General features: G+C 65.2%; 14 protein-coding genes. 2 read left to right on the top strand and 12 right to left on the bottom strand.

What is annotated here, in order from left to right; translation table 11 throughout:
- Positions 1 to 22: 22 nt before the first annotated feature.
- The 9 genes from tilS to AXZ77_RS02385 all read right to left on the bottom strand — a co-directional run bounded on the left by tilS (position 23) and on the right by AXZ77_RS02385 (position 7,760).
- Positions 23 to 1,246, bottom strand: a complete 1,224-nt coding sequence (tilS, locus tag AXZ77_RS02425) for a tRNA lysidine(34) synthetase TilS (RefSeq protein WP_255266390.1) — start codon at positions 1,244 to 1,246, stop codon at positions 23 to 25.
- Positions 1,247 to 1,256: 10 nt separating this feature from the next.
- A complete protein-coding gene (ybgF, locus tag AXZ77_RS02420) occupies positions 1,257 to 2,090 on the bottom strand; it encodes a tol-pal system protein YbgF (protein ID WP_369679766.1) in 834 nt (277 codons plus the stop codon).
- 5 nt (positions 2,091 to 2,095) lie between these two features.
- On the bottom strand, positions 2,096 to 2,623 hold the full coding sequence (gene pal / locus AXZ77_RS02415) for a peptidoglycan-associated lipoprotein Pal (protein WP_098409887.1): 528 nt from the start codon (positions 2,621 to 2,623) through the stop codon (positions 2,096 to 2,098).
- A 71-nt stretch (positions 2,624 to 2,694) separates the two neighbouring features.
- Positions 2,695 to 4,017: a Tol-Pal system beta propeller repeat protein TolB gene (gene tolB / locus AXZ77_RS02410; RefSeq protein WP_098409886.1), complete on the bottom strand. Its 1,323-nt coding sequence runs from the start codon at positions 4,015 to 4,017 to the stop codon at positions 2,695 to 2,697.
- Positions 4,018 to 4,119: 102 nt separating this feature from the next.
- On the bottom strand, positions 4,120 to 5,364 hold the full coding sequence (locus AXZ77_RS02405) for a cell envelope biogenesis protein TolA (RefSeq protein ID WP_141536205.1): 1,245 nt from the start codon (positions 5,362 to 5,364) through the stop codon (positions 4,120 to 4,122).
- Positions 5,365 to 5,380: 16 nt separating this feature from the next.
- Positions 5,381 to 5,860, bottom strand: coding sequence for a protein TolR (gene tolR / locus AXZ77_RS02400; protein WP_098409884.1), 480 nt, complete (start codon positions 5,858 to 5,860; stop codon positions 5,381 to 5,383).
- Positions 5,861 to 5,862: 2 nt separating this feature from the next.
- Positions 5,863 to 6,558 (bottom strand): protein TolQ, encoded by a 696-nt coding sequence (tolQ, locus tag AXZ77_RS02395; RefSeq protein ID WP_098409883.1) that lies wholly within the window; start codon positions 6,556 to 6,558, stop codon positions 5,863 to 5,865.
- A gap of 115 nt (positions 6,559 to 6,673) precedes the next feature.
- Complete coding sequence (ybgC, locus tag AXZ77_RS02390; RefSeq protein ID WP_098409882.1) at positions 6,674 to 7,075, bottom strand: tol-pal system-associated acyl-CoA thioesterase; 402 nt, start codon at positions 7,073 to 7,075, stop codon at positions 6,674 to 6,676.
- The gene (locus tag AXZ77_RS02385) at positions 7,065 to 7,760 is read right to left on the bottom strand and encodes a hypothetical protein (RefSeq protein WP_255266551.1); all 696 of its coding nucleotides are present in this window, start codon (positions 7,758 to 7,760) and stop codon (positions 7,065 to 7,067) included. The genes ybgC and AXZ77_RS02385 overlap by 11 nt, the downstream gene beginning before the upstream one ends.
- A 412-nt stretch (positions 7,761 to 8,172) precedes the next feature.
- Here AXZ77_RS02385 and ileS point away from each other — a divergent pair, with 412 nt between their 5' ends.
- Positions 8,173 to 11,157, top strand: coding sequence for an isoleucine--tRNA ligase (ileS, locus tag AXZ77_RS02380; RefSeq protein WP_098409881.1), 2,985 nt, complete (start codon positions 8,173 to 8,175; stop codon positions 11,155 to 11,157).
- Positions 11,158 to 11,219: 62 nt separating this feature from the next.
- Here the strand turns inward: ileS and AXZ77_RS02375 are convergent, their stop codons facing one another.
- From AXZ77_RS02375 to motA, 3 genes are all read right to left on the bottom strand, one after another.
- A complete protein-coding gene (locus AXZ77_RS02375) occupies positions 11,220 to 11,612 on the bottom strand; it encodes a DUF805 domain-containing protein (protein ID WP_078521936.1) in 393 nt (130 codons plus the stop codon).
- A 115-nt stretch (positions 11,613 to 11,727) separates the two neighbouring features.
- On the bottom strand, positions 11,728 to 12,159 hold the full coding sequence (locus AXZ77_RS02370; protein ID WP_078540255.1) for a flagellar FliJ family protein: 432 nt from the start codon (positions 12,157 to 12,159) through the stop codon (positions 11,728 to 11,730).
- A gap of 7 nt (positions 12,160 to 12,166) precedes the next feature.
- Complete coding sequence (motA, locus tag AXZ77_RS02365; RefSeq protein WP_098409880.1) at positions 12,167 to 13,036, bottom strand: flagellar motor stator protein MotA; 870 nt, start codon at positions 13,034 to 13,036, stop codon at positions 12,167 to 12,169.
- Between the two features lie 232 nt (positions 13,037 to 13,268).
- Here motA and AXZ77_RS02360 point away from each other — a divergent pair, with 232 nt between their 5' ends.
- Positions 13,269 to 14,405: a hypothetical protein gene (locus tag AXZ77_RS02360; protein ID WP_098409879.1), complete on the top strand. Its 1,137-nt coding sequence runs from the start codon at positions 13,269 to 13,271 to the stop codon at positions 14,403 to 14,405.
- The last annotated feature ends 2 nt before the right edge of the window (positions 14,406 to 14,407 follow it).

Genomic DNA, 14,407 nt, shown 5'->3' with positions numbered 1-14,407 from the left:
AATAGGCATTACGCGCCGGGGTTCAACGTCGAATTAGCCAAGTGGCGAATGCGTCGCGGGAAATCCACGCCTGCCAGCCCGTGCCAAAGCCCGCGATCGGCGCCGCGACAAGCGTCTCGCCGCGCCAAATGGCGGGGCTTGCGGCAAGCGAGGCACGCGGAAGGCCGGTGTCGCGCCAGTGGGGACATTGGCGCAATCCCGCCTCCCCCAGCACCGCGACTTCCGCGACGTCCACTGCGGGTCCGGTGACCTGCCAGCGGTCCCAAAGCGCGGCGCCAGCTTCGACAGCCACGCGCAGGTCGGCCACAGCCTGCGCCTCGCGGGTGATGCGGATCGCGTCTTTGCCGGATGTGATCCGACAGCCATGCAGGGTGCGATCGCCGGGTTGCGCGATCTCAGACAGCAAGCCCTGCACCTTGGCGGCGCGCGGCGCATAATCCGCCCCGGAGACCCAGCGCAGCGCCGCCACGATCAGACGGCGCTGCAATTCCGGGTCCATCGCGGCGAAGCCCGCCGCATCGATCAGCAGATCGCCTGACTGCTCGGAGACGTGGCGTGCGACCTCCGCCATCAGCAACCGGTGCAGCGCCGCATTCGCCGCCGAGAGGTTCTCCGTCACCCCGGCGATCGCCTGCGCATCGATGCCCAAAGGCGCAAGCGCCCCGAGCGCCTGACGCGCCTTGACCCGGTCGAAGCGGTCATTCGCGTTGGAGGGGTCGTCGATCCACGTGATGCCTTCCGCGCGCAGATGGTCGCGCAACGACTCGCGCGTCTGGCCGAGAAACGGACGATGCCATGTCACGCCTTCGGCCTCGAACCGCGGGCGCATACCCGACAGCCCTTCAAGCCCCGCCTCGCGGGCGAGCCGCATCAGGAAGGTCTCGGCCTGATCGTTGGCGGTATGCCCCAGCGCGACATGGGCAATCCCGTTTTCGCGCGCCCAAGCGCCGATCAGCCGCAACCGAGCCCGGCGCGCGGCATCCATCAGGTTGCCTTCGGCGCTGGCTCCGTCCCAGCGCAGGACGGCATGCGCAATGCCGCGATCCGCGCAGAAACGCCCGACAAAGGCAGCTTCCTCGGCGGCCTCGGGGCGCAGCCCGTGATCCACCGTCACCGCAGCGACCTCGAAATGCGCAGCCAGCAGCACCAGCGTCGCCATCGAATCCGAGCCCCCGGAAACGGCAACCTCGACGCGTCGGGGCGCATCGGGGTCAAAACCGTGTCTTGCGATTTCGTCCAGCGTCACCGGACCGCGCTCACTGGCATCCCAGCGATTGCTGCGCGCTCTGCGCCTCGCCCGCCGCCGACGAACCCGGGAAGCGTGCGCTCACCTGACCCAGCGTGGTGCAGGCCTCGCTCTGCTGGCCAAGCTGCCCCAGCGCCTTGCCGAGCGACAGCAGGTTGTCCGCTGCCCGCGACCCTTTCGGATCGGCCGAGAACCCGTCGAGCCACGCGCGTGCAGCGCCCGCCTCGTCGCCCTGCTTTTGCAGCGCGAGACCGCGATAATACATCGCGTCGCTGGTCAGCGGGGAGCCGGGATAGGTCTGCCGGAAGGTCGTGAGAAGATCGGCCGCCGAGGCGTAATCGCCATCCTCATAGGCTTTCTTGCCCGCTTCGAAATCCGATTTCTCGTTGATCGCGAGATCGGGGCCGGGCGTGGAATCCGGCGCAGGGCCGGTAACCGAGGGCGCATTGGTCGGCGCGTCGCCTCCCAGCGGCTTGGCCATGCCCAGCTTCGAAATGTCGCAGTTCTCTTCCATCTCGCAGACCCGGAAATTCAGATCGCCGATCCGCTTCGTGCCATCGGCGACGACGCGGTTGATCTTGTTTTCCAGCTCTTCGACGCGGTCGGTCATATGCGACAGCGACAGCTCCATCGAGTCCATGCGCTGCAGAGCGGAATCGCCGCCCGCTTTCTGCAGCCCAGCCTGGCCAGAGGATTTCAGCTCCTGACGCAGGCTGTCGATCTCGGTCTGAAGCTGACCCAGTTCGGTCTTGATATCCGCCAGCGTCTGGGCGCGGTTCGCGTCCTGAGCCAGCGCGGGCGCGGCTGCCAGAACAGCCGCGCCGAGAAGCAAAGCTCTCAGCATCGCGATCAGCTCCCGACCGCCGATTGCGAGATCACCGTCACGGCGCGACGGTTCTTCTTGTAGCACTCTTCGGTGGAGCAGATCGCCAGCGGGCGTTCCTTGCCGTAGGAGACGGTGCGCAGGCGGTTGCCGGCCACACCTTGGCTGATCAGGTATTCCTGCACGGCCGAGGCACGGCGTGCGCCGAGCGCGAGGTTGTATTCGCGGGTGCCCTGCTCGTCGGCATGGCCTTCGATGATCGCAGTGTAGCCCGGGTGGCTCACCAGCCAGCTTGCCTGCTGGGACAGGATGCCGCGCGCGGTGTCGGTCAGGGTCGATTGGTCAACCTGGAAATGCACCATGTCGCCGATGGTCTGGCTGAAATAGGCCGGCGAGTTCGGATCGTTGATCCCGCCCTGGGTGATACCGCCTGCACCGCCCGGGCCGAGCGCGCCGCCGGGGCCGGTCGCACCGGAGCCGTATTGATCGGGGTTCGAACAGGCCGCGAGGCCCAGCATCGAGATGGCCAGAACGGCCTTCACTGCAAAATTCATGGTTTCCGCCTTTGTTGATCTGCCCTTTTCGGGCGAGCCTACCAGTTTCTCTAACGCTTGTTAATCCGCTCTCATGGCAGAAGCGGCGACCAGGCCGGGTCCGATGCGGCGCCCGGCGTGGAGACTTTCTTCAGGTTGCGCCCGGAGATATCGACCGAATAGAGCGAGGCCGACCCTTGGGCGCCGGGGCTCTCCCGGGTGAACATGATCACGCGGCCATTGGGCGACCAGGTCGGGCCCTCGTCGAGGAAGGACGAGGTCAGCAGACGCTCTTCCGAGCCATCGGTGCGCATCACGCCGATATGGAAGCGGCCCTGGTTCTGCTTGGTGAAGGCGATCATGTCGCCGCGCGGCGACCACACGGGGGTCGAATAGCGCCCGTCGCCGAAGCTGATCCGCGTCGCATCGCCGCCGCCCGCCGGCATGATGTAGAGCTGCTGGGTGCCCGAGCGGTCGGATTCGAACACGATCCGTGAACCGTCGGGCGAAAAGCTGGGCGAGGTTTCGATCGCAGGCGAGGTCGTCAGGCGCTGGGTCTGGCCCGAGCTGATATTCATCATCCACAGATCGGTATTGCCGTTCTGCTCCATCGAATAGACGATCTTCGTGCCATCGGGCGAGAAGCGCGGCGCGAAGGTCATCGTGCCGGGCACTTCCGGCAGAAGCCGCGCCGAGGCGGTGGCCACGTCGAGCATCTTGATCCGCGGGAAACCGGTCTCGAAAGTGGTGTAAAGGACCTTGGTGCCGTCACGCGAGAAGCGCGGCGCGAGCACGATGGTCGAGGCATCGGTGAGATAGGTCACGTTCGCGCCGTCGTAATCCATCACGGCGAGCCGTTTCTGGCGGTTGTCCTTCGGCCCGCTTTCCGAGACGAAGACCACACGGCTGTCGAAATAGGGCCCCTCGCCCGTGATGCGCGAATAGATCACGTCCGAGACCTTATGCGCCAGACGCCGCCAGCTGGCCGGCGAGGCCGCGAGCTGCTGCCCGTCGCCCATCTGCTGGCCGGAGAACACGTCGAAGAGGCGGAACTTCACAACCACCTTGCCGCCCTGCATCCCGACCGAGCCCACGACCAGCGCCTGCGCGTTGATCGCCTGCCAGTCGGAATATTTCACCGGCGTATCGAAGCTCGACACGTTCTGGATATAGGCGGATTTCGGGATTTCGCGGAACAGGCCCGTGCCCGTCAGATCGCTCGAGATCACCTGCGTGATCTGGCTCGCCATATCGGCGGCCTGCGGGCTTTCGGGGATGAAGCCCGCGATCGCGAACGGCATCGGCTCGATCACGCCATCGGTGATCTCGATATGCAGCGGTTCGGAATCCTGCGCGGTTGCGGCGATGGGTGCCAGCATCACAGCCGCCAGCAAACTGAGAACGAAACGCATCATGTCACACACTCCCTTTCCGGGTCTTGCCCGGTTTGTAACGCGCTGCGGCACGATCGTGCATCACAACCCCATGACACCGCGCGGAAATTCGCCGATCCACCGTCATTTCATCCTCATTTTTTCGGGATTGAAGTCGATGGTGATCGTTTTCCAGCGGTCGTATTTCTCCGGCGGCAGCGGGAACCCGTCCGAGCCGCACAGAACGATGGCGCGACGCCCGGCCTCGAAGGCCTGATCGACCGCGTTGCCGGTGCCGCCCGTCGCCCCGACCAGCTTGATCGAGGAGATGATCGGATGGCCGTCGGGCTGCATGTCGACCGACAGCGTCACTGTGGTGCGCAGAGCATCCGAGCTGAGCGCGCCGGTATTCCAGCATTGCTTGATGTCGACGATCAGCGCGTCTTTCTCGCCCGCGGTGATCGGCGGTCCCGTCGGCGCGGAGCCGGTGCCGCCCGTGCCCTCGCCACCCAAGGCTGCCGCCAGAGCATCGTTCACCGAAGCGCTGTCGACTTTCTTCGGCTCGCTCGGCGCGGGCTTGGTTTCTGCCGGTTTCGGCTCGGCGGGCTTCTTCTCGGCGGGCTTCTTCTCTGCGGGCGCGGCGGCCGTCTGCGTCTCTTTCGGCGCAGGCGGTTTGGGCTTGGCGCTCGGACGCGGCGAGGCCAGCGGCGCGGAGCTTTCCGGCTTGTCCTCGGTCTTGTTCGCCTCGGTCACGATCTCCGTCGAAGCTTCCGGCGGCGCGGTCGCCTCCTTCGGCTTCTCGACCGGCTGATCGGGCGTCTCGGCGGGTTTGGGGGCCTCTTGCGGCTGCGCCTGCGGGTCGACTTTCGCTTCGGGCGGCGGCTCGGGCGCAGGGGTCGGGGCCACGCGCGGCGCCTGTTTCGGCTTCGGCGCGGGAGAGATATCGGGCGTGACCGTCGGCGAGGGTTCCTCGACCGGCGGCACGATTTCGGGCGGCGTGTCGCTCACCTCGGCGGGCGGCGTCGGCTCTTGCAGCGCCGAGACGTCGGGCTGCGCATCAGGGGCCGGATCGGGCTGCTGCATCGCCTGCGGCTCGGGTTCGGGCTTGGCCTGCGGCTCGGGCGCGGGCGTTTCGGGCGGCGGGGCCGTCTCGGAGGGCGTATCGGGCGCCGTGGGCGCAACCGGGTCCGGCGTCGGCTGCGGCGCGTCCTTCGGGGCCGAGGCCATCATCGTGTTGAAGTCCTGCTCGGACATCACCGCGACCTGGCTGATCACCACCGGCTTGTTCGGCTTCGGGAAGAACCACTGCCCCCCGGCAATGACCCAGAAGAGCACGCCCACATGCAGCGCGCCCGACAGGCCGTAACCGATCTTGTCCGCACGGTTCATGCGATGCCCCCTGGGCTCAGTTCCCCGCAGGCGCCGTCAATTGCGGCCCTCCGGTATCGGTGACGAGCGTGATGTTCGAGAACCCCGCGCCGTTGAGCGCGCCCATCACCTGCACCACCTGAGAATAGGAAATCTTGCCGTCGGCGCGCAGGAAGACCTTGTCGCTGTTGCGCTCTGCCGCGATCGCCTTGAGACGGTCGATCAGCTGATCCTGCGGCACTTCCGAGTTCATCAGCGAAACCTTCCCGTCCGCCTGGATCGAGACCGTCAGCGGCACTTCCTGCTCGGTCGGCACGGCCTTGGCCGCCGTCTTCGGCAGTTCCAGCGGCACGCCCACCGTCATCATCGGTGCGGCGACCATGAAGATCACCAGCAGCACCAGCATCACGTCGACCATCGGCGTGACGTTGATCTCGCTCATCGCGGCGTGACGCCCGCGCCCGCTCCTGCGGCGCCGCGATCCGCCCGATCCGCGTTTTGCAACACCCGCGCCCATGATCAGCTATCCAACTGGCGCGACAGGATGGTCGAGAACTCGTCCGCGAAGGCCTCGTAGTTGCCCGCGATGCGATCGGCATCGGACGACAGCTTGTTGTAGAAGATCACCGCCGGGATCGCCGCGAGCAGGCCCAGCGCGGTCGCGACGAGCGCTTCCGAGATGCCGGGCGCCACGACGGCGAGCGAGGTGTTCTGCGAGATCGCGATCTCCTCGAAGGCGACCTTGATCCCCCAGACCGTGCCGAACAGGCCCACGAAGGGCGAGATCGAGCCCACGGTCGCAAGGAAGGTCAGCCCGTAATTGAGGTTCTCGGTGGCTTTCTGGATCGCGACATCCATCGAGCGTTCGATCCGCGCCTGCGCGCCGGTGATCAGCGCGCCGTCCTGACGGTGCGACCGACGCCATTCCAGCATGCCGGCGGCGAAGATCTTCTGGCTCGCGCCATCAGGCGCAGGGCCGATCTGGTCGAACAGCTCGTCGAGCGGCTCACCCGACCAGAAGGCCCGGTCGAAGGCTTCCGCCTCGGAGCGCGCCGCGCGATAGGCAATGAATTTGCGGATGATGATCGCCCAGGACCAGAAGCTGGCCACGACGAGGATGATCATCACGAGTTTGACGGTCAGCGATGCGCGCAGAAAGAGCGCCAGCAGGGAGAAATCGATCTCCTGCGCCATCGCAAGCGAAGAATGGTCCATAGGTACTGCTCGCCGGTTGGGGCCACGTTATCGGGCCTCTGATTACCAGCGATTCTATATCAGCAGTAAGAGGAACGCCATAACAACAATGTAACCGGCGAAACCCCGCCGCTTTTCAATGCAGTTTCGGGGCCAGTTTCCGGCGAATATCGGCGGGAAGCCGCTGAGCCGCCCCCGCTTCGTTGAGACAGACGATGGTGACCTGCGCGGTGAACAGCACTTCGCCGTCGCGCTGCACGGTCTGCTCCATCACGAAACGCGCGCCCGTTTCGGCCACCAGATCGGTCGTGATCACCAGCTCGTCGTCGAATTTCGCGGGGCGCAGATAATCGGCCTCGACCCGGCGCACCGCGAAGACCACCCCGTGATCGGCCTTCAGCGCGATCTGATCCACGCCCAGCGCGCGGACGAATTCGGACCGCCCGCGTTCGATGAACTTCAGGTAATTGGCGTAATAGACGATCCCCGCGAGATCGGTGTCCTCGTAATAGACCCGGATCGGAAACTCATGCGCCATTCTCGTTCTCCTGATCGTCCGGCTCCGCCTCGCCCACTTCGCGCGACAATTCCCGCACCGCCTCTGCGGCCTCTCCCTGACGCAGACCTGCGCGAGCCGCAAGGCGCAGCGCGTGGCTCGGATCTTTCGCAACAGCCGGCATCGTCGGATCGTAGCCTGCCGCAATCACCGCCGCGATCTCGGGGCGCAGCACGGTCACGCCGCGCGCCACAGCCAGCGGCGAGCGTTTCACGAAAGCCTTGTCGGACCAGAGCAGGATCATCTGCACCGCTTGGCTCAACGCGATCACCTCGGCAGGCACCTCGTCGAGCCCCGCATCCATCCGCACGAAGGCGAAACAGGCCCGGATCGCGCCCTCCTTGTCGAAGCGGAAGACGCGATACTGGTTTGCGCCTTGATCGTCGAGCCGGATCACCAGATCCTGCAGCCCGTCGATCAGGTGATCGAGATTGGGCACCTCGAGCAATTCCTGCCAGTCGCGGAAGAAGAAGATCATCAGGTTCGCGCCAAGCTCGGGATCGGTCTCGGCCATCTTGTGCCCGGCCAGCGCGACCACCGCCTCGACCGCGCCTTTCACGGTCGCCAGCGTCGCAGCCTCCACCCCGAACACCACCGGCACGACCGGGCGCCCCCAGCGCGCGAACAGATACTCGTCGGAGGAACGCCGGAAGAGCTGCTCCACCATTTCGCCCGTGATCTCTGTCTGTTCCGACATGCCGCCTCCCTCGCTTCGCCCTGACCCTAAGAGATCGCGACGGAGGGCGAAAGGGGCCAACCCCAACTGCCGCGATCCACGGCTCTTGCCTGCAGCGGCATTTCGGCTTGGCACAAATATCCCGGGGGAGCGCCCGACAGGGCGTGGGGGCAGCGCCCCCTCTTCTTCGGCATTGGCGCCCCCACAGTGACGGGCGGCAGCCCTCCCTGATCTGCGCTTGCCGCCCTGCGGTCGCACGCCTATAAGGGCGGCATGTTCTTGCTGGCTGCATATCCGCGAATTACCTGCCCGGCGCTCTGACGCGTCAGGGTAGCCGGGATATTGCGCCAAGCCCCGAGGCGTGCGCGCGCACGCCCTTCCCTTTCCCAAGGACGACAATTCCATGAGTTCCGACCAGACCACCGAGACGACCGCCCCCGATTATCGCGGCACCGTCTTCCTGCCGAAAACCGACTTCCCGATGCGCGCGGGCCTGCCCATGCGCGAGCCCGACTGGCTGGCACGCTGGGAGAAGATCGGCGTCTACGACCGCCTGCGCGAGAAGGCCGCGAAGGACAACCGCCCGAGCTTCGTGCTCCATGACGGCCCTCCCTATGCGAACGGCCATCTCCATATCGGCCACGCGCTCAACAAGATCCTGAAGGATTTCATCACCCGCTCGCAGCAGATGATGGGCCGCGATGCGCGCTACGTGCCGGGCTGGGACTGTCACGGCCTTCCGATCGAGTGGAAGATCGAGGAGCAGTACCGCGCCAAGGGTCTCGACAAGGATAATGTTGACGTGGTGGCCTTCCGCCGCGAATGCCGCGCCTTCGCCGAGAACTGGGTCGACATCCAGCGCGAGGAATTCAAGCGTCTGGGCGTTTATGGCAACTGGGCCGATCCTTACCTGACGATGAACTACCATGCCGAGGCGGTGATCGCCGAGGAGTTCATGAAGTTCCTGATGAACGGCACGCTCTATCAGGGCTCCAAGCCCGTGATGTGGTCACCGGTCGAGAAGACCGCGCTGGCCGAGGCCGAGGTCGAGTATCACGACCACACCAGCCACACGATCTGGGTGCGCTTCAAGGTGCGCCGGGGCGGCAACGCGGCGATGCCGACCGAGGATGCGGTCGAGTATGACGCGGCCGATCAGGCGCTGCTGGCCGATCAGCTGCATGAAGCGAGCGTCGTGATCTGGACCACGACGCCGTGGACGATCCCGCAAAACCGCGCCGTCTCCTTCCACCCGACGATCGGCTACGGCCTCTACCGGGTCGATACGCTGGGCGAGAAATCGACCGCCGAGGAAGGCGAGCTGCTGCTGATGGCCGATGCGCTGGCGCAATCGGTGATGGATCAGGCGAAAGTCGAGAGCTTCACCCGCGTCCGCGACGTGACCGCGGCGGAGCTGGAAGGGCTGACCCTGTCGCACCCCTATGCCGGCGTCGACGGCGCGAATGGCGAATGGGATTTCGACGTGCCGCTCCTGCCGGGCGATCACGTCACCGACGAGGCGGGGACGGGCTTCGTGCACACCGCGCCGTCGCATGGTGACGACGACTATCAGATGGGCCTGAAGTTCGGCCTGCCGATGACCTACAACGTCGAACCCGACGGCACTTACCGCAAGGATCTGCCGCTATTCGGCGGCGAGGCGATCGTTGCGGCGGACGGCAAGGACGGCCCGGCGAACGTGTCGAACATCAAGCAGCTCGCTTGGGCCGGTGCGCTTCTCGCCAAGGGCAAGATCAAGCACTCCTACCCGCATAGCTGGCGCTCGAAAGCACCGCTGATCTATCGCAACACGCCGCAATGGTTCGCCGCGATCGACCACACGCTCGACGATGGCATGGGCACCTATGGCGATACGATCCGCAAGCGCGCGCTGACCTCGATCGAGGAACTGGTGACCTTCACGCCCGAGAAGGGCAAGAACCGCCTGCATTCGATGATCGAGAACCGTCCCGACTGGGTGCTGAGCCGTCAGCGCGCCTGGGGCGTGCCGCTGACCTGCTTCGTCAAGAAGGGCGCCAAGCCCACCGACGAGGACTTCCTGCTGCGCAATGCCGAAGCCAATGCGCGCGTCATCGCCGCCTTCGAGACCGAGGGCGCGGATGCGTGGTATGAGGACGGGTTCAAAGCGAAGGTTCTCGAAGGCCTGGTGAACCCCGACGATTACGAGCAGGTCTTCGACGTACTCGACGTGTGGTTCGACAGCGGGTCCACCCATGCCTTCGTGCTGCGCGACCGCGCGGACGGGGCCGAGGACGGCATCGCCGATGTTTACCTCGAAGGCACCGACCAGCACCGCGGCTGGTTCCACTCCTCGCTGCTGCAGGCCTGCGCCACGAAGGGCCGCGCGCCCTATCGCAACGTGGTGACGCACGGGTTCACGCTCGACGAGAAGGGCATGAAGATGTCCAAGTCGCTGGGCAACACGATCGTGCCCGAGGAAGTCATCAAGCAATATGGCGCGGATATCCTGCGCCTCTGGGTTGCGCAGACCGACTTCACCGAGGATCAACGCATCGGCCCGGAGATCCTGAAAGGCGTCGCGGACAGCTACCGCCGCCTGCGCAACACGCTGCGCTTCATGCTGGGCAATCTCGACGGGTTCTCCGACGCCGAGCGAGTCGATCCGGCGGAGATGCCGGAGCTGGAGCGCTGGGTGCTGCATCGTCTGGCGCAGCTCGATGTGGAGGTGCGCAAGGGCTATGATGCGTTCGACTTCCAGGGCGTGTTCCAGCAGCTGTTCAACTTCTGCACCGTGGACCTGTCGGCCTTCTATTTCGACATCCGCAAGGACGCGCTCTATTGCGACCCGGAAGACGGCCTGCGCCGCCGTTCGGCGCGTACGGTGCTCGATCTGCTGTTCCACCGCCTGACGACCTGGCTCGCGCCGATCCTCGTTTTCACGATGGAAGACGTGTGGCTGTCGCGCTTCCCGGGCGACGATGCCTCGGTGCACCTGCAGGACATCCCGGAGACGCCCGAAGCCTGGGCCGACGCGAGCCTTGCCGCGAAATGGGACGGCATCCGCCGCGCCCGCCGCGTGGTGACGGCGGCGCTGGAAGTGCAGCGCTCGGCCAAGGTGATCGGGGCCTCGCTCGAGGCAGCGCCTGTCGTGCATGTCGAGGATGCGGACGTTCTGGCGGCGCTGAAATCGGTGCCCTTCGAGGATCTCTGCATCACCTCGGATATCGCTCTGACCGCCGATCCGGCTCCGCAGGAAGCGTACCGCCTACCCGAAGTCTCGGGCATCTCGGTGGTCTTCGAGAAGGCGGATGGCGAGAAATGCGAACGCTGCTGGAAGATCCTGCCCGATGTCGGCACGCATAAGCATCCCGGCACCTGCAAACGGTGCGATGCGGCGCTGGACTGAGCAGACCGCTTCCAACGACAGAATGAAGGGCACCCCGCGCGGGTGCCCTTTTTCATGTCACCTCAGGACGGCATCTGATGCGGCGGCAGAGCCGGAGGCCCGAACCGGTTGCCGCCCGTGGAGCCGCGCTGAACGGTAAAGAAGAGCAGAACCAGCGTCCCGATCACCGGGATCAGCGTGATCAGGGCCCACCAGCCGGTCCGGTCGATATCGTGCAGTCGCCGCACCAGCACCGCGAGCGCTGGCAGGAACACGACGAGAGAGAAGATCCCGCCGAGCAGCGACGCGTCGTGCCGCATCATCATCGGACCGAAGAGGATGCGGTCCAAGATGCCGAAGACGATGTTGCCGAGAAAGATGAACAGAACGAACCACCAAAATTCAGGCCGGGCGGCGCGGCCCGTGAAGGTCACGTAGTTCGAGAAACATTTGCGGATTGCGTCGCTGAACTCCATCGGAGCGTCTCCCTCTGTTTATGTGCCGTAGGGAGAGCTTAGCCGCAGGATGGGATGTCAGGCCAGCCCGAATGCGGCGGAGACGGTTCACGCCAATCACGGCGAGTTTTCGAGCTCAGACGGCGTCCCTGTCGCGCAGCCAGCGTTGCAGCGTGCGCTCCTCGGCCTGTGCCTGCTCGCGCTTTGCCAGCTCCGCCGCGCGTTCGGCGCGGGCGCGGTCGAGAAGCGTGTCGTAGGTTTTCGCCTCTCGAAACAGCTCTCGCATCCGGTCTTCGAGCGGCACGCGGCGCTCGTTCAGCGCGCCGATTTCCTGATCGAGCCACGAGACCGTCTCGCGCACCGCCTCGCGAAACCCCGCCGCATAGGGCGCGGTCTCGGGCGAGGTGACGTGAAGCTCGGCCCGGGCGCGCTCCGTCAGCGTATCGCGCTCGCCTTCCAGCCGCGCGACCTGCGCGTTCAGTTTCGATAGCTCGCCAGCCTGCTCTTCGAGTTCGCGCCTGCGCAGCCGCCCGATCACCTCCAGAGCCGCGATCCGGTTGCGCGCCATCGCCCGCTTACGCCGCCTGCGGCAGCTCTTTCTGCGCCTGTTCGACGGCGTAGAAATCGGGCTGATAGACGGTGGGAATGCTGCCGCGACCGATCTCGATGCAGATATTCGGCGGATGGTCACTTACCAGCGCCACGAAGATATCGCGGATCACGGCATAGAATGCGGAATCCTCTTCCTCGATCTGGCGCAGACGGCCGGACATCGGCTGCACGAAGCAATAGGCAAGGAACACGCCGAGGAAAGTCCCGACGAGCGCGCCGCCGATCATGCCGCCCAGAATCTCCGGCGGCTGGTCGATCGCCCCCATCGTTTTGATCACGCCCAGAACGGCCGCGATGATGCCGATGGCAGGAAGCGCGTCAGAGACGGTCTGAAGCGCCGAGGCCGGCGCCATGACCTCGCGGTGATGCTTCTTGAGCTTGCGGTTGATGACATCCTCGGTCTGGTATTTGTCATCGAAGTTCATCGCCAGCATCCGGAAGCTGTCGGTGATCAGCTGGATCGCGAAATGGTCCTTCAGGATGCGCGGATAGCGACCGAAGATCTCGCTCTCTTCCGGGGTCTCGATATGCGAGTCGAGCGCGATGATCCCCTTGTTGCGATACATCCGCGACAGTTCGAACAGCAGATTGAGCAGGTCGGTGTAGTCCGCCGTCTTCCACTGGCTGCCCTTCATCGCCTTCATGAGCCCGCGCCCCGAGCGGCGGATCATGCTGAAAGAGTTCGCGATCAGGAAAGAGCCCAAGGCGGCGCCGCCGATCATCATCCCTTCGAAGGGCAGTGCGTGAATGAGAACGTCCATGCTGCCGCCGGAGAGAAGGAAGCCGCCGAACACGAGGCCCACGACGGCCAACAGGCCAAGGATGATCGTCATTGTTCTTTGTCCGTGTGTTTCGCGCCCTGCGGTCTTCCACCGACAGCCGCCGTTTCCTGAAATTCTCGGCCAAATCTCCGGTGACGCCTCCGTTAAGTCAAGTATAAATGCCGATTTCGTCAGTATTATTAAGCATAGTTTTCAAATACCGCACGATTAACAAGGAAACTTGACCGGCTATTCATGAATAGATAGGCTCATTTCAACACGGATCTTGCATTCAGGGCATTTCATGAGCGCCAGCGCGGAAGCCATAGCCTTTCTGCTCGAAGAGCAGGACCTGCGCCATCTGTTCCAGCAATGGCCGCAGCAGATGTGTCTGGCCGTGGGCCTCGACCCGGAAGGCGGCTGTGCGATGCTGGTCTTTCACGCAAGCGAGGCCGAGCGCGTCCTGCCCCGGCTCGCACGTTCGATGAACTGGCGCGCGGATGAGTTCAGCGTCATTCCGAAGATCGACGGTTACCGGACCCGGCGGATGCTGTTTTCCGACGAGCAGAAGATCCTCTCGCTCGTGCATGAGACCGACGATCTTCCCGAGATCGCGCGCGATTACGCGATCAATTTCGCCTATGCCGCCGATGAGGGGCTCGACCCGGAAGCGCTGACCGATGCGAAATCGGCCTCGGTCTCGCCCGCGATGCGCGAGGTGGAGCGGCTTCTGTCAGAGCTGAACCCGGAGCAATCCACGACCACGCCGCCCGCAAGCAAGATCGCCGCGCCCCCGCCACGTGCCAGCACTGAGGCCGCGCGCGCCACCGGCGAGGATGGCGGCCCGCCTGGGTTCCGGCGGTTGAGCGATACCCACCGGGCCGAGGCGCTGATGGCGACTTGCGAAATTAGCCTCAGCGCCGACACCGTGCGCATTTCCATCGAAGATGCCGGCGCCGATGCGCAAAGCTTCGGGGTGCGGGACGTCTATTTCCGTGACGATCTGCACAGCTTCGCCATTCCGGTCGCCGAACTGGTGCGGCAGGGCGCGACCGCCATGCCCGGTCAGATTCACGCCCCCGCAGACCATTTTCCCGCCTCGCTCCTTGCGACCCTGCGGCGGACTCCGCTTTCGGCGCGACTGACCGCGCTCGACCACTTCATCTTCATCGCACCCGAAGCCGCGAAACCGCAGGCTACCCCCCTCGCCGCCCCGCCGCGCGAGGCCACCGGCAAGCTCCCGGTGAAGCGCGCGGGTGCGAAGCCGCAGATGCGCACGATGCTGGGTGGTGCGGCACTGCTGTTCTTCTCGGCGCTGGCCTTGCAACTTGGCCTGACGCCCGCGCTCAGCCACGGCGAAGCGCGGAAGGTCTCGCTCGATACGATCCGCGAATCCGTCTTCCAGTCGCTTGCAGATCAACAAACCGGCGAGGAGCGCTGAGC

Source organism: Thioclava sp. ES.031, assembly GCF_002563775.1.
Classification (GTDB): Bacteria; Pseudomonadota; Alphaproteobacteria; order Rhodobacterales; family Rhodobacteraceae; genus Thioclava.
Note: the sequence above shows the minus strand (reverse complement) of the source record. Positions and strands in the feature narration are given on the sequence as shown.

Excerpts from the sequence above, each read along its gene's own strand:
- ybgF (WP_369679766.1), bottom strand. The coding sequence starts at position 2,090 with ATGCTGAGAGCTTTGCTTCTCGGCGCGGCTGTTCTGGCAGCCGCGCCC.
- pal (WP_098409887.1), bottom strand. The coding sequence starts at position 2,623 with ATGAATTTTGCAGTGAAGGCCGTTCTGGCCATCTCGATGCTGGGCCTC.
- tolB (WP_098409886.1), bottom strand. The coding sequence starts at position 4,017 with ATGATGCGTTTCGTTCTCAGTTTGCTGGCGGCTGTGATGCTGGCACCC.
- AXZ77_RS02405 (WP_141536205.1), bottom strand. The coding sequence starts at position 5,364 with ATGAACCGTGCGGACAAGATCGGTTACGGCCTGTCGGGCGCGCTGCAT.
- tolR (WP_098409884.1), bottom strand. The coding sequence starts at position 5,860 with ATGGGCGCGGGTGTTGCAAAACGCGGATCGGGCGGATCGCGGCGCCGC.
- tolQ (WP_098409883.1), bottom strand. The coding sequence starts at position 6,558 with ATGGACCATTCTTCGCTTGCGATGGCGCAGGAGATCGATTTCTCCCTG.
- ybgC (WP_098409882.1), bottom strand. The coding sequence starts at position 7,075 with ATGGCGCATGAGTTTCCGATCCGGGTCTATTACGAGGACACCGATCTC.
- AXZ77_RS02385 (WP_255266551.1), bottom strand. The coding sequence starts at position 7,760 with ATGGTGGAGCAGCTCTTCCGGCGTTCCTCCGACGAGTATCTGTTCGCG.
- ileS (WP_098409881.1), top strand. The coding sequence starts at position 8,173 with ATGAGTTCCGACCAGACCACCGAGACGACCGCCCCCGATTATCGCGGC.
- AXZ77_RS02375 (WP_078521936.1), bottom strand. The coding sequence starts at position 11,612 with ATGGAGTTCAGCGACGCAATCCGCAAATGTTTCTCGAACTACGTGACC.
- AXZ77_RS02370 (WP_078540255.1), bottom strand. The coding sequence starts at position 12,159 with ATGGCGCGCAACCGGATCGCGGCTCTGGAGGTGATCGGGCGGCTGCGC.
- motA (WP_098409880.1), bottom strand. The coding sequence starts at position 13,036 with ATGACGATCATCCTTGGCCTGTTGGCCGTCGTGGGCCTCGTGTTCGGC.
- AXZ77_RS02360 (WP_098409879.1), top strand. The coding sequence starts at position 13,269 with ATGAGCGCCAGCGCGGAAGCCATAGCCTTTCTGCTCGAAGAGCAGGAC.